The sequence below is a fragment of the Flagellimonas sp. 2504JD1-5 genome, from assembly GCF_053618295.1.
On the sequence record NZ_JBSIOU010000002.1, the window covers coordinates 1,023,682 to 1,036,487 of the forward strand.

Consider the following 12,806-nt stretch of genomic DNA (forward strand, 5'->3'; position numbering starts at 1 on the left):
TTTTCATAACAAACGATTATTGATGGTTTCCGCCACCACTGCCGGGATCACATTCATTATTGTTTCGTATAATTCGTGTTGATTCTCCCAAATATCCATATACATTATCAGTAACCACTACTTTTACCCAATGGATATCACAGCCTGATATGCCGGTCCATGTAAAGGTGGACGAACTGCCAGACCAAGTACTTTCAAAATTGCTGCTGGAGTTTCCTATTCCCTTGTACCATCTATAAGTATAGTTGCCAGAACCTCCACTTGGCGTGGCAATATATTGCTGGTAGGTTGTTCCCGAAGAACCATAGGTAACCGAAGTGGTCAAGGGGTCGATTGGACTGGTTACTTCTTGAGCGAATTCATATTCGTTTTCTGCAACCTTTTTTAAACCCCCTGTTAAACCAGTATCATCAGCAACTTCAGAATGGGTTCTGATCAATCTTCCTATTTCATCGTATTCAAAAGTGGTCGCCAAATTATTGGCCGATAAAATTGCTTCCAATTCTCCCCATTCGTTATAGGCATAGGAAGTCATTGTTGATTGGACAGGATGAATTCTAAAATCATCAAAGTAGGTAGTACCGGATGAAGAGGTAACATAAACTGTTTTTGACCCAGAAGTCCAGTCTACATAATGGTTAAGCAATACCCAACTCCCTGCGGTCACTTTTTCGCCATTAAATGTCTTGACCCCAGAACCATCATTTACCCTTGCATTGGTATAATTGTCTTTGGATGCCCAAACAGAAATTTTGTATTTCCCAGATCTATATCCACTTGGCATGGTGGTCCTAAAACCTTGCTGAGTGGTTATCTTAATTGAATGACTTCCCGTATGTGCCCGTTCTGTTGTCTGGCCCACACCATAAATATTTCCATCAAAATTTGGACCTGACATATACTCGGCGCCACTGTAGTGCATTTCATTGTAAGCAGCATTGGAGGTAGCTATTACTTTGGAGTCATCATCTCCCATTTTAGTGGAAGCCTTATTTTGATTGATATCAACAACTTCCAAGGGCATCGAATACTCATCGTATTTTGAAATCTCAGATACCAATTTCCAATCTGCCGGTTGTGAAGAAGCGGATACCGTCCAATCAAAACCGTCATCATCCCCACTGAAACTGGTAAATATCCCATTGGTATCGGTAGACCCGTCCCAAATGTAGGATTTATGTTTTCGCCAGACATCCTTTGTATTGGTAATACCTCCTATATTAAAGCTATAGGTTTTGGGTTGCCAAGTGGTAATATCCGCTCCGATTTCAGACCAACTACCAGACTGATCGATATAGGTTTTTGACATCGCTTCCTGCGTCAACATATTTCTATTAAATATATTATCCGCTCGGCTACCTAAAGCTGAATATTTGGTGTAAGCTGGTATTACCTCGGTTTTAAATGCAGTACCATCGCTACTGTAAGTTCTCGTTTCCAGAAGCTGTCCTGAAATTGCATCATATCCATCGAAGTAGGTAGTACTGGTAATTCCCCCCTGAGTCACCGTTGTGGATTTCAAAGCACTTGGATAAATCTTTTTGGTAGAAGAATTCACAATCCATTTATCGGTTTTGCCAGAAGATTCGTAATCAACTTCTTTGTAGGTTTGAAATGACTCTTGGGCAATACCCTGATCTATTTCAGTAGGACTTAAGTAGGTATTGGAGGTTTTAGACAGTAACTGTCCTTGATTGTTGTACGAAGTCATCGATAATAATTGACCAAGGTTGGACATGTAATCTTCAATCACAAAACTCTCAATATCAATATACTTGTTGTTATTTGAGTCCAGAAAATACTCATCAACCGTCTTTTGCATTTCCAAAATACCAGGAAATGATATACCAGTACCCGAGTTTAATACACTGCTCAATGTTTTAAATTCATATGATGTATGACCCAACGAGGTATTGTCATCCCCTCGTGAAGTAACTTTTACATGGCCATACATTGGAACTGGAGGTGGTAATTCTATCCCATAGGGAACTTCATTTACCACCTGCGAAACAAATGGGATATAACTAACAATACCCGAGGTTTGAGAAGTGCCAGGAATCGAATAATCATATTCAGTCTTATACTCAACGGTCCCATCTGTGGTAGTAATGGCTGCAACTCTACTTCCCGTACTTAATTCTCCTATAGTAACATCAACTTTATTGGCCGTTGGATAGGTAGATGTTACCTCCGTACAGTTCTGACCATACGCAAAGACATCTTCATAAAGAGTCGGAGCTGCATTTAGTTTGAGTTTTAATCTGCTACCCGAATTAAGAACTTGCTCAACTGTAGCTAATCCACTATACATTTTATGGTCGTAATATGCCAAAGGATCTGTTGATGGCTCTCCCCCTGGGTAGGTGTATTGGGTGTTACAACTTATTAACTTTTGAAATGTCGTATATAGTTGACTATTCACATTAATTCCCAATGATAAAAAACTCTCACTATTTGGGTGATCTATATAAATGACATTCTGTGAATCAGGTTCGGCATTTGCGTCAATAGTTAAATCTTGGTCAATTGCTGAAACGAATCTGTCCGGTTCATAATCTATTTTTATTTTTCCTCCTGTGGGCATTGTTATCTCTCGCAATGACCAGCTATCTGGAACAAATTTATTGTAGCCCCACTCATCTGCATGGTCCGCATTATAACCCGCTTGATTATATTCAAATTTATAAGAAGGTAAAACTTGTTGTCCTCCTTTTCCTTTGAAATTAACATGCTTCAATGTCAACCTACCGGGCACTCCTCCAGTGGTGTAAGGAGCTCCATCGGCCAACTCGTACGTATAGCCTTCAAAATCGATAATTTTAAGCGCATTTTGTCTAGTAGTACTCCAATTGGTTACGTCATTTTTATCCAAGACATTATTTTGCTGACTATAACTAATTGTTTTTGTTCCACCGCCTTCATCTGATGGGTCATAGAAGGTGACATTTTGGGAAAAGTTGGCCGAAGGGATAGTAGATAGACTTGAAACATTGGTCTTTGTGATTCCATTGGCATCTTCATTCTTCAATAAAATAATTTCTTTGAGACGTAATAAAGTTTGTGCCCTAAAGTCTAGAATAGTGTTTTGAAGTGGGTTGTTTCTGTGATTATAAAATTGACGTTTTCCTTGGGCATCGTTACGTTCTTCCTTTACAAAAAGAGCTGTATGTGTGCGGGTTTTAATCTTATCCAAATAATATATTTCCTTTCTGCCCCATGTATAAGATTTAAGGTTAGAGTTTGCGCTGTCCACGTTGTAATCTTTTCCATGAGGAGCGTACCAGATATAACCATCACTCCATTTTCCGTAATCCATGTTTACCCAATAACCATAATCCCCATCGTCAGCGACACCATTTCCATTGATATCAATATAATCAGGACCAGTTACCGCAGTCAATAACCAGTGGGTGGCATATTTCTTTAATTGTCGTTTCTCATAAAAAGCATCATCCTCCAAAGTGCTGTTTATACCCATACCAAATTGTCTTGAAACAATTTCATGGTTGTACACAGGTAACGCATAATGGTAGGTTTTACCATCAGGAGTTGTTACCATAAAGGCTCCAATACCATCCTGATCAAAATCCGTGGTATTACCATAATTAATTGTTGTGTTGGCTTTTAGCAGACCTTGATTATATGGTGTTGAAGTAGCTAATTCTGCATTCGTATACGATTCTACATATCGCCCGCCTTTTTTTCTTTCGGACTGAAATGTTGAAACCCCATTCAAGAACCCATAAATTTCAGTTGGGCTGACCGTAGGGTCAAAACTGGCTGGGCTAATAATGAGATTGGATGAATACTCATTTTCAAAATGAAATTCTGGAGACAAATCAAAAGTAAGTGTTGAACTGTTTTCTACCTGATAGTTTAATTCATAATTTTCGTTGCTGGTATCACCTTCAATTTCTTTACTTAAGCCGAATAACGCCGCATTCTCATAAATTCTGGGCGTAATTGATCCTGATAACCCTTGAGCGGTAACCCGGTAGTTGTCATAATTTGGAAAAACCGCGTTGTTCTTATCCAAATCCAAAGATTGGGAATATGGATTAACGTCTACCTCATAAATATCGCTAAGACTGTTTGCCTCCTCAACAAAATAAGTACGATCATATTGACCTCCATGATCATGGTTTTTGTCAACAGGATCATGATAATTATAGCTGGACGGATGATAAGGATCTCCACCTATGTAATATTGGCATTTCCAATAACCAATAACCTGATCGATACTATTATAATACAAGGTTCCAGCAACAACGTTGTTTTCAGTAACATTCAAATCGTATTTTACCTTTTGCCTTCCAAAACTTGCATTTAAGGTTCCCTCACCTAATGGAATAAAAATGGGAATAAACCAACCGCTTGTTCTTAGTTTGTAATCCGTTTGACTAACTGCATGATCAAATGAAAAGTTAGCTCCGGTTCCATAACCTGCTATTTTACCCGTAACACTAACACCTCTGGAAGAAAGGCTGATTCCAATACTATTTTTCTTCCCTTTTTCGCCAGAACTATAACTTGCATTGACAGAAATGTCACCACTCCAACTTGAATCGACACCAACATTCAATTTGTTTCCTGTAATGTTTCCATTTTCATTTATAGCAGTGTTGAATGAGTATCCGGCATTTAAACCTACACCATTTGACCCTATACTACCTCCAATGCCCACTGACCCAAAGCCAACACCCCCATTGGCAGAAACACCATTGGAACCAATACTTCCGCCTATGGAAGCTCCATTTTCAAAGCCAACACCAAAACTAACACTACCTCCAAATCCACGATCATCAGAATGTGATAGAGACAGTCCAACAGAAGGTCCAGGACCAAAACTGGAATATCCAATACTTGCAAACGTGTAAGTTGATTGATTTCCTACGTCGTAAAAATATTCTTTGAAGTTCCCTTTTTTCCAGTCATCTGGATAACCATTCACAGATCTATTGATAGCGCCAGGATTAATATTCCAGCCTAGACCCACCCAAGAAGCTTCTTGGTCTACTGAAATTCCTGCGTGATAGGAAAGCGCTAAGGGATATCCCCCTTCAGGAGAGGGTACGTTCATCAAGGGTAATACATAGCTCAGGTCTCCTGTGGCCAAGTTTACCATATCTGTGGCATCCACAGGTTCAAAACTTGAGGCCTCCGGTGCCGTAGGCCCACTATTGGAGGCGTACAACATGTTCACAGGCACCAAGCTGGGTAAAAAGGCAAGCGTTAAAAACACCGCCATTACTTTGTGCGAAAATTTGGTTTTTTGCATAGTCCGTTTGTTTTTATTGTGTTTTGGGCGATTCATCTTATAGGGTATTTTCAAAATTTATTGTGGGTTCGTTCTTTAATGGCTTCACTGGAATCTTAAAACCGACCTCACCTGTGGCCAGGCCTAAATCTTCAATGGTGAAATGAAAGAACTCTTCTTCTAAAAGTCTTTTATCCTTTGGGTACACCAACAACATACTAGTGCTGTTGGACATCCCATACATTCTCGGGTAGATATAGTCTGCCATGGGTATGGTATCCCTTTTTTGGCTTATGAGGTGTACTTTTTGCCCCATTCCAAAGGCCAATTGGTTTACCATGGCACCAAAAGCGTTTCGGTTTCCAGCTTGGCTATTCAACAGCTCTTGGTTGTTGGCCTTCATACCTAAATTGAAATACAGATAATTGCCATATTTCTCTCTAAGTTTGTCCACATCTTCTTGGGAAAAACTGGTGCCGAGCTCCTGTCTTACCAACACATCGGTAGGTCGATAGGTAAGGGTATAGACAACATTTCCAATGGCCTTTTCATGGTGGTAGCCATTGGCTGTCTTTTGGACATAGGACAACAATTCCTTTTCGGAATCAAAGGTGTTTTGTCCACAGCCAATGAGCAATATCAAACTTATTGTCACTATCGCTCTCATATCAGATTCCTTGGTATTCTGCGTTAAGTCCTTCCAAAATGGTCTGGGTCAAATCCGAGACATCTTCGGCATACATAATGTTACCGCTACCTTTTGCGCCAAAAATGATTCGATAGCCTTCTTTTTTACCATATTCCTTTACATAATCATTGATATCGTTGATCACGGTCTGGGTCATTTTTTGATCCTCTTCCTGTATCTGTTTTTGAATGGCCTGTTGGTAGTTGGTAATCTGTTGTTGCTTATTCTGCAACAGTTGTTGTTTGAGTTCCAACTCTTTTTTGGTCAGGGACGACCGTTCTTTTTCATAGGTTTTTAATTCATCTTGCCAATCCACCAAAAGACTGTCCACATTGGCTTTTAGGGTACTGGCCTTTTTATTGAAGGTTTCCCTTTCCGTTTTGGTACGCTCATAGCCTTCCACCAATTTGTTGATATCCACGTAGACCAATTCCGATTTTGATTGTGTAAGAAAAAATGTGGTGATACTTGCCACTAGGGCAAGAATAGCAATGGGTAATGCTAGTTTGTTCATAGGACGTGCTGTATTTTTGTTATTAGCCATAGGTTTCTTTTTCATTTCTGTTCAAGGTGTTTTTCCAATTGATTTAATCGCTCTTCAAGTTTTTGATTGATTTCTTTTTGGTTTTTCAACTCCCTTTGCTGTTGTAGGGTATAAAGCGTCAACTCCTCAATCTTCTCCAACAACAGTTTGTTCATCTCACCCAGTTGAATGCCATTTTTCTCTACTTCTTTGGCAGATGGAATATTGATGAGATGCCCTTTTTCTTTGATATGTTTTTCGACTTCCTCCAAAGTGGGGAGGTCATAACCTTCTTTAAAGACATAATCGGCCCAACCAGTCTCCACTTTGATCTCTTCCGCTCGGATTTTGCCTTTTACAGCTAGTTTGTACCCGTCGTGAATGGTGGTTCCTATGGACAAACTTCCAGCAATTGATGATGGTTGTCCATTACCTCTGAACATAGTATTGTCCCCTAACCGGAAAAAGCCATATTCGCCACTGGTATTATCAGCTAGATGAAGATATATTTTTTGGGAATTGTTAGGCTCTGATATAACCAGTGCTTGGTCAGAATTGGGATCTTCAGCTTGTCGAATTTCCAAGGGCACCAAAGGTGCGTTCGTACCTATCCCCATATTTCCATTAGGTAATAAAGAAGGAAAATGATTCATTTTTAGTGCATCAAAATCATAATAGAATGGCTGTGTCGAGGATGCCACAATATTTGTGGGTGGCGTTGTCTGAATTGTCAATGGCGTGGTCCAACTGCCATGGCCAATCTGATCTATGACCCTGTATTTAATAGAGCCCCATTTTGCCATTGCACGCATCCATATTTGGTTGTTCTTCACCAACACCTCCAACATACCGGGTTTACCACTTATATAGTTCATCGAAACCCCGTCCAATCTGTTAGGAGCTGTACTTGAATGCCTTGATACAAAAATGGAATTTCTAGAATGGTACATATAGTTACGATCGGCCAGGACCAAAACCTCAAATTCCGCACTGATATTTCCATTGAAACCATTCATGTCCATAAGGAGGAAATAATTGTAAGGATATGGACTGGGATTGGAATAAGTCGGGCCCAAATTGATCCATGATTGTGCGTTGGTGTGTATTACTGAAAAACCGGTTAGCATCAACACGACTAAAAAGCCTATTTTTTTCATTTTTTGTCCTTTTTTAGTTCATCAATTTCCTTTTTTTGAATCTCGTTTTGTTGAACCAAATCCTCAAGCGTTTTTTGTTGTTGGATGGTGTAGAGCGTCAGCTCCTCAATCTTCTCCAATAGCAGTTTGTTCATCTCTCCCAATTGGATGCCATTCTCCTCTACCTCCTTGGCAGAAGGGATATTGATGAGATGCCCTTTTTCTTTGATATGTTTTTCGACTTCCTCTAAAGTGGGGAGGTCATAATCTTTTTTGAAGACATAATCGGCCCAACCGGTCTCCACTTTGATTTCCTCTGCTCGTATTTTGCCTTTTACGGCAAGTTTATATGAGCCGGGGTTGGTGGTGCCGATGCCTACACTCTGATCCACTGATAAAGAACCTATGGTTTGACTTGAACCTTGTCTATCTCCATCCAAACTGCTCCATACTTGTACATAACCTGAAGGTGGAGCCTCAAATGTCCAATATTGAGTGGCACATGATGTCTGATAATCGAATGCTGCAAATGGGGAATAGTTACTTTGCCAAAACCACAAATAGTGCCAGCCTTGTGAATCGGAATAAACACGCCACTCAACTCTACTTGGATCAGTGACCGCCCTGTTCGCTGCATCCCCAAATTCCTGTAAAAGTGGTTTTATGCCTCCTCTGCTTCCAAATGAAAATATGGCATAGTACTGCTGGTTTCCGGCCTGTCCATAATCTGTTCTGATGTTCAAGGTGCCTGAAAAACCAGAGCATTCACCCCCATCTATTGGGTTTCTATTTTGAATTCGGGCTATTTTCACCCATCTACCGGTGCTGCCAACTGCGCCAAGAATTTTATCAGTTGCATAACCAGATAATGTTGTCAAAAGAAGAATTGTCAGAAAGATTCTTTTTGTCATCTCTATTTTGTTTTAACATGTTCTACGATTATTTTTCTCAATTCCATGACCTCATACTTGAGATTTTCAAGGGCATTGATTTTCTTTTCCTGTTCTAGTGTATAAAGTGTCAACTCCTCAATCTTCTCCAAGAGCTTCATGTTCATTTCACCCAATTGGATACCATTGGCCTCCATCTCCTTGGCCGAAGGGATGTTGGGCAAGTGACCATTTTCTTTAATATAATTTTGGACTTCTTCCAAGGATTTGAGGTCATAATCTTCGTTGAACACATAATCGGGGCCGGGAATAGAAAGATCCACCTTGACCTCTTCTGCGTGGATGTTGCCCTTTACCGTGAGCTTGGAGTCGGGAGAGGCTGTACCTATACCCAGGTTCCCTGAGGCATCCATCCGCATTCTTTCTACGCTATCATCCTTGAATATTAATGACCCAGTACTTCCCGTACGAAACTGCCATTGATTATTGGAACTGTTGACAAGGGCCAGTTGATCGTTAGTGGCATCCTTTATCCCTAATCTAGAGCTCTGGGGTGCTGTTCCAACACCAATCTTTCCTGTTTGGGTACTAATCGTGAAATTGTCCCATGTTTCAACGCTTGTGTATCTGGTACCTATTCCAAAAACGTTTCCCCCAAAGTTTTCTTCTGAAAAACCAATGTTCACACCCAATTGACCACCATCTTGCCGTAACTGAATCAATGGGTTGTCAGATTCATTGTTATTGTCGGTATCTGCCTCAAGTCTAAAAATGGCATCGCCGGAAGTACCTGTGGAAACATGAAGTTTACCCAAAGGGGAAGTCGTGCCAATACCAATTTTTCCGGAGGAAGTTATGCTCATTATATCAAACCACGTTGAAGAGTTGTTCCTGCCTTGAAAATTTAAAAGGGTAAATCCTCCTGGATCCGTGTTAATAATTCTATGGCCAAAACCGCTTCCCCAGCTCGAAGAGGTCCATGTAATGGCTTTTCCTGTATATGGATTTGCATTTAGATTATCGAATGTTGTTGTTTGCCCAAATAATAGTGCCAACGGAAACAAATACAATGTGGTTTCAATCAGTTTTTTCATTTTCTTGTTTGTTTTGGATTATATGAGCAAGGGATTCCTTGATTTGTGTAATCTCTCCTTTAAGATTTTCAATTTTGGAGTTTTGCGCTTTTAGTTTTTCTTCCTGCTCCAAAGTATAGAGCGTCAACTCCTCAATCTTCTCCAAAAGCTTCATGTTCATTTCACCCAATTGGATACCATTTTCCTCTACTTCTTTTGCGGATGGGATGTTGATGAGATGGCCTTTTTCTTGGATGTGTTTTTCCACTTCTTCCAAAGTAGGGAGATCATAACCTTCTTTGAAGACATAATCGGCCCAGCCCGTCTCCACTTTGATCTCTTCCGCTCGTATTTTGCCTTTTACAGCAAGCTTCCATGTGCCTGCATTCTTTGTCCCAATGCCAATGTTCCCATTTTGGGTGTTCATGGTAAATGCATCCCAGCTTTCTTGGCCACTGTACCTCGTACCTATCCCAAAGATGTTGCCTCCAAAGTTTCCTTCTGAAAAGCCCATGTTTACACCCAAGAGACCACCATCCTGCCTCAACTGGATCAGTGGATTGTCCGATTCATTGTTGTTGTCCGTATCGGCTTCCAACCTGAATATGGCATCGCCGGAAGTACCTGTGGAAACATGGAGCTTGCCTTGTGGAGAATTTGTCCCAATGCCCACATCACCGTTACCCTTAAAAATGACCCTGTCTGTACTTCCTGTATCAGTCACCGTTCTCAGTCGCATGATATCCCCATTTTTTGTTCCCACATACAAAGTGCTATAACCATATATTTCGTTGGTATCCATGATAATGGAATTGGCCCCATCATGGACCGTGAAGATGCTATTGCCCGGGTTCCATTTCCCTCCGATGGTCGTGGTGCCAATGACCTTTAGTCTTGCATCAGGATTCGTGGTACCTATACCTACATTGCCATTTGGTTTAAAGACCATTTTGTGAGTGCCATCAAAGGCAAATCCTATCCCATCGGTCTTATGAAGGTTGATTCCATAGTGTGAGTTATCCAAAGTGCCAATGGTTGGGTCAGTTGCACTAAATGTGTTCGGTATTCTGATCTCGTTGCTCAATCTTAAGACAGGTCCCACAATTTCATCGGTAGTGCTCACCTCATTGCTTACCGTTGTAGTGTCCCATTGGGCATGAGTACCCAGAAAAGGCAAACAAATCGTCAATACAAGGCATAGTCTTCTTTTCATATCATTTTTTATTTAGAAGTTTTTCGATTTTTTGAAGGCGGTTTTCAAGTTCAACTATCTTTTTATTCTTTTCTTCCAGTTTTTCAATTTTGAAATTTTGAGTCTTTAGCTTTTTTTCTTGTTCCAAAGTATATAATGTCAACTCCTCAATTTTCTCCAAGAGCTTCATGTTCATCTCGCCCAATTGGATACCGTTGGCCTCCATTTCCTTGGCTGAGGGTATGTTAGGCAAATGCCCATGCTCTTTAATATAGTTTTGGACTTCCTCTAAAGATTTAAGGTTGTAATCCTCCTTAAAAACATAATCAGGGCCAGGAACAGAAAGATCCACCTTAACCTCCTCGGCATGGATATTGCCCTTTACGGTGAGTTTGGAGTCTGGATTAGTCGTTCCGATTCCCACTTTTCCATTACTTTGCACTTTCATCCTAACATTGCCACTTCCGTCTTCCAATCTGAGAATCGTTGGATTGTTGGATGATTGTGAGCCGCCATATCCACTTTGCACCAAAAGTCCTTGTCCATCACCTCCTCCATTATAAATCTTCGCTGTCCACGAATTATTGATGGATTTATTTACTTCCAAAAAAGCAGAAGGATTTGATGTCCCCACACCATAATTCCCATTTTCGTTCTCTACCAAAATGTTTCTCCAACCAATCCAAATGTCATTAGTTGGATCCCACTGTCTTAGCTTTAAATCACCATAAGGATAGGTAGTTGTTGCCAGTTCAAAATTTCTATGCTCTACACCAAGAACCGTGAGTTTTGTCCCGTAAGGATATGTCCAGTTCAATACAGAATTATTGCTCCCAGGGCCTTGTTGATAATAAACCCCTGAAGTCATATTATTTACATTTTCTGTTTCTGTATATTGGTTTTGAGCTGTTACCAATGCGGAAAGGGATAAAGTGACAATATAAATTAGTTGCTTCATTTTTTGAGAATTTTGTCCATTTCAAGCTTTAGTTTTCTGTTTTCCAATTTGAGCATCTCTTGTTCTTTCTTTATTTCAATAACATAAAGCGTGAGCTCTTCAATTTTCTCCAAGAGCAGTTTGTCCATCTCGCCTAGTAAGATGCCATTTTCTTCAACTTCCTTTGCTGATGGGATGTTGATGAGATGGCCTTTTTCCTTGATGTGCCTTTCTACTTCCTCCAAAGTGGGGAGGTCATAGTCTTCTTTAAAGACATAATCTGCCCAACCCGTCTCCACTTTTATCTCTTCTGCCCTGATTTTGCCTTTGACTGCGAGTTTCCATGTGCCAGGGTTGGAAGTTCCTATGCCCACGTTACCATTTCCATGGACAATGACCCTATCTATGGCAGAAGACCTTAATCTTAGCAAGTGGCCATTTGTTGTGGAAGTATTATTGACAGTAAGCCCATAGTTTGTCATAGATGGTGAACTATTTTCCACTATTAGGCCATTTTTGTTTCCATTATTGAAAACATGCAATTTGCCTGATGGCCCAGTAGTCCCTATGCCAACATTGCCATTTTGGTGTATCCCAATAGAACCATAGGCTGATTTGAGTAATATGCCATAGTATCCGGCCAATTGGACCGATGTCCTTGTCCCATCATTGGAGAGCCCCATGAAATTACTATTACCCATCCCATACCAAGGGCTATCATTTGTTCTATCATTTATATTGGATGTAGAAAACCTTAAGGCCCTCACTCCATCACCCTCAACATGTAGTTTTGCAGTTGGATTGGTAACTCCAATTCCCACATTACCACTCTGTGGATTAATAAGGGTTTTTCCTTGGCTATAATGGTTGATATAAGTGGAATATGACCCATCCCGAGAATCCAAGTGCAGATTGCCATTGGTTGCCACAACCGATGCGTGTGTTGTTCCACGTCCATTACCCCCAATTTTTAGATATTGTCCCCAACTTGTGTTGGGTCCAAAAAGCAAATAAGCATCACCTGTATTGGGATTTCCTGTAGTTTGGGAAAGTCCTACTGAAAATACAAACAGGCATAATAAGGTTGTCGCAATTCTTTTCATCGGTGGT

The 12,806-nt window shown here is 40.5% G+C and carries 9 protein-coding genes; all 9 read right to left on the bottom strand.

Annotation, left to right across the window (positions count from 1 at the left end; translation table 11 throughout):
- Nucleotides 1–16: 16 nt before the first annotated feature.
- From ACULLG_RS14120 to ACULLG_RS14160, 9 genes are read right to left on the bottom strand one after another with little or no spacing between them, the layout of a single operon-like run.
- The gene (locus ACULLG_RS14120; RefSeq protein ID WP_452127445.1) at nucleotides 17–5,278 is read right to left on the bottom strand and encodes a hypothetical protein; all 5,262 of its coding nucleotides are present in this window, start codon (nucleotides 5,276–5,278) and stop codon (nucleotides 17–19) included.
- A gap of 37 nt (nucleotides 5,279–5,315) precedes the next feature.
- Nucleotides 5,316–5,924 carry a hypothetical protein gene (locus ACULLG_RS14125; RefSeq protein ID WP_452127446.1) on the bottom strand — a complete coding sequence of 203 codons (609 nt, stop codon included), beginning with the start codon at nucleotides 5,922–5,924 and terminating at the stop codon, nucleotides 5,316–5,318.
- 1 nt (nucleotide 5,925) lies between these two features.
- On the bottom strand, nucleotides 5,926–6,489 hold the full coding sequence (locus ACULLG_RS14130; protein ID WP_452127447.1) for an OmpH family outer membrane protein: 564 nt from the start codon (nucleotides 6,487–6,489) through the stop codon (nucleotides 5,926–5,928).
- Between the two features lie 11 nt (nucleotides 6,490–6,500).
- The gene (locus ACULLG_RS14135) at nucleotides 6,501–7,625 is read right to left on the bottom strand and encodes a hypothetical protein (protein ID WP_452127448.1); all 1,125 of its coding nucleotides are present in this window, start codon (nucleotides 7,623–7,625) and stop codon (nucleotides 6,501–6,503) included.
- A complete protein-coding gene (locus ACULLG_RS14140) occupies nucleotides 7,622–8,515 on the bottom strand; it encodes a hypothetical protein (protein ID WP_452127449.1) in 894 nt (297 codons plus the stop codon). Before ACULLG_RS14140 ends, ACULLG_RS14135 begins: the two co-directional genes overlap by 4 nt.
- 2 nt (nucleotides 8,516–8,517) lie before the next feature.
- Nucleotides 8,518–9,588 carry a hypothetical protein gene (locus tag ACULLG_RS14145; protein WP_452127450.1) on the bottom strand — a complete coding sequence of 357 codons (1,071 nt, stop codon included), beginning with the start codon at nucleotides 9,586–9,588 and terminating at the stop codon, nucleotides 8,518–8,520.
- Entirely contained in the window at nucleotides 9,572–10,780 is a 1,209-nt protein-coding gene (locus ACULLG_RS14150) for a hypothetical protein (RefSeq protein WP_452127451.1), read from the bottom strand. Before ACULLG_RS14150 ends, ACULLG_RS14145 begins: the two co-directional genes overlap by 17 nt.
- Nucleotide 10,781: 1 nt before the next feature.
- Nucleotides 10,782–11,717, bottom strand: coding sequence for a hypothetical protein (locus tag ACULLG_RS14155; protein ID WP_452127452.1), 936 nt, complete (start codon nucleotides 11,715–11,717; stop codon nucleotides 10,782–10,784).
- Nucleotides 11,714–12,799 carry a hypothetical protein gene (locus tag ACULLG_RS14160; RefSeq protein WP_452127453.1) on the bottom strand — a complete coding sequence of 362 codons (1,086 nt, stop codon included), beginning with the start codon at nucleotides 12,797–12,799 and terminating at the stop codon, nucleotides 11,714–11,716. The genes ACULLG_RS14155 and ACULLG_RS14160 overlap by 4 nt, the downstream gene beginning before the upstream one ends.
- Nucleotides 12,800–12,806 lie beyond the last annotated feature (7 nt).

Coding starts and splice junctions, on each gene's coding strand:
- ACULLG_RS14120 (WP_452127445.1), bottom strand. CDS start 5,278: ATGCAAAAAACCAAATTTTCGCACAAAGTAATGGCGGTGTTTTTAACG.
- ACULLG_RS14125 (WP_452127446.1), bottom strand. CDS start 5,924: ATGAGAGCGATAGTGACAATAAGTTTGATATTGCTCATTGGCTGTGGA.
- ACULLG_RS14130 (WP_452127447.1), bottom strand. CDS start 6,489: ATGGCTAATAACAAAAATACAGCACGTCCTATGAACAAACTAGCATTA.
- ACULLG_RS14135 (WP_452127448.1), bottom strand. CDS start 7,625: ATGAAAAAAATAGGCTTTTTAGTCGTGTTGATGCTAACCGGTTTTTCA.
- ACULLG_RS14140 (WP_452127449.1), bottom strand. CDS start 8,515: ATGACAAAAAGAATCTTTCTGACAATTCTTCTTTTGACAACATTATCT.
- ACULLG_RS14145 (WP_452127450.1), bottom strand. CDS start 9,588: ATGAAAAAACTGATTGAAACCACATTGTATTTGTTTCCGTTGGCACTA.
- ACULLG_RS14150 (WP_452127451.1), bottom strand. CDS start 10,780: ATGAAAAGAAGACTATGCCTTGTATTGACGATTTGTTTGCCTTTTCTG.
- ACULLG_RS14155 (WP_452127452.1), bottom strand. CDS start 11,717: ATGAAGCAACTAATTTATATTGTCACTTTATCCCTTTCCGCATTGGTA.
- ACULLG_RS14160 (WP_452127453.1), bottom strand. CDS start 12,799: ATGAAAAGAATTGCGACAACCTTATTATGCCTGTTTGTATTTTCAGTA.